This window comes from Planktothrix sp. FACHB-1355, assembly GCF_014748295.1.
GTDB classification, from domain to species: domain Bacteria; phylum Cyanobacteriota; class Cyanobacteriia; order Cyanobacteriales; family Aerosakkonemataceae; genus Aerosakkonema; species Aerosakkonema funiforme_A.
In genome coordinates, this window is the sequence record NZ_JACJUP010001272.1 from 1 (window position 1) to 1,897 (window position 1,897).

The following is a 1,897-nucleotide window of genomic DNA, read 5'->3' on the forward strand; positions in this document are numbered from 1 at the left end:
ATCGCAAGCAAACAGAAGCAGCACTGCGAGAAAGTGAAGAACGCTTCCGCAAAATTTTTGAGGAAGGGCCGCTGGGTATGGCTATCTCGAACTCTAATTATCGCTTTCTGAAAGTGAATGCACAGTTTTGTCAAATAGTTGGCTACACTCAGGAGGAATTAACCGCGCTTTCCTATTTCGATATTACTTATCCAGACGATCTTCAGAAAAATATAGAAGTTGTGCAGCAACTGAATAGCGGAAAAATAGCTTTTTTCAGCGTTGAAAAAAGATATGTGAAGAAAGACGGACAGCTTGTCTGGGTGGATTTAACAGTATCTCTGATTCGAGATAGGGATGGAAATTTTCTGCATTATCTGGGAATGGTGCAAGATATCACCGATCGCAAGCTGGCAGAACAAGCGCTACGACAAAGTGAAGAACGATTCCGCACATCGGTTGAGAATATGTTGGACGGTTTTGGTATTTATACTGCTGTTCGCAACGAACAAGGAGAAATTACAGACTTTGTAGTAGAGTATGTCAACGCTGCCGCTTGTGCAAGTAACGGCATAACGAAGGAGGAACAAATTGGCAAGCTGCTTTGTGAAATGTTCCCCGCGCATCGAACAATAGGGCTGTTTGCGGAATACTGCCAAGTTGTGGAAACGGGGAAACCATTAGTCAAAGAATCGCTATATTACGAAGATGCGTTTGCCGATCGACAGTATAAGGGAGCTTTTGATATTCGTGTGGTTAAACTCAGCGATGGTTTTGCGGCTTGTTGGCGCGATATCACCGAACGCAAGCAAGCTGAGCTATTGCTATACAGCCACGAACAACAGTTCAAGGCGTTGGTGGAAAATGCGCCGGATATTATTACTAGATTCGATCGACAATTGCGGCACGTCTATATCAACCCCGTGATAGAACGAGCGGCTGGAGTTTCAGCCAAAACATTTATCGGCAAAACTCATAAAGATTTGGGAATGCCTCCAGAATTAGTCGAGCGATGGCAACAAACCCTACATTGGGTTTTTGAGACGGGTGAGGAGACGATTGACGAATTCGAGTATTCGACACCTTCAGGATCGAGATGGTTTCAATCGCGAATTGTACCGGAATTAATAGTTGATGGTAAAGTTGAATTTGTGCTGGCGATCGCTCGCGATATCACTCTTGCTAAGCAGACAGAGGCAGAAATCAAAGCGAGCGCTCAGCGATTGCTCACGGTGATCGAAACGGTTGGCGAAGGAATCACTCTTAGCGATCGATCCGGGGGATTTGAAATTTTCAATTCCAAAATGGAGGAAATCACAGGTTATACCCAGGCAGAAGCCAACTGTTGCGGCGATTTTTTGGCTGTGTTATATCCCGATCCCTCAGACTACCAGAAGGCGCAAGCTAACCTAGCCGCACTTACCGAACAGGGGGAAGTTCGCAACTTGGAAACCACGATTCAAACCAAAGCGGCAACGCAAAAGACGCTGCTGGTATCTACCACGCTTGTGCAACATCAGCATCAAGTTCTTTTCTTGAGCGTGTATCGCGACATCACAAAACGCAAACAATCAGAGCAAGCGCTGCGAGAGAGCGAAGAGCGATTCCGCCAGTTAGCGGAAAATATAAATCAGATTTTTTGGATGATTTCGCCAAATACACACGAGTTACTTTATGTCAGTCCTGCCTACGAAAAAATTTGGGGTCGCACTCTAGAGAGTTTGTACGAGCGACCGGAATCTTGGTTAGAGATCGTTAGCTCTGAAGATGGGGAGCGCGTAGAAAGCGCCGTTAAGAATAGAATGGTAGCATATCCTTATCTTAACGAAGAGTTTCGCATTGTGCGATCGGATGGGGAGATTCGCTGGATATGGGCTCGTACCTTTCCGATCCGCAACGAAGAAGGAGAAATTTACCG

1 protein-coding gene is annotated in these 1,897 nt (G+C 45.7%); it reads left to right on the forward strand.

The window, feature by feature from the left end; all coding sequences use genetic code 11:
* The coding region (locus H6S82_RS31525) for a PAS domain S-box protein (protein WP_191057365.1) at positions 1–1,897 on the forward strand (1,897 nt) is incomplete at both ends.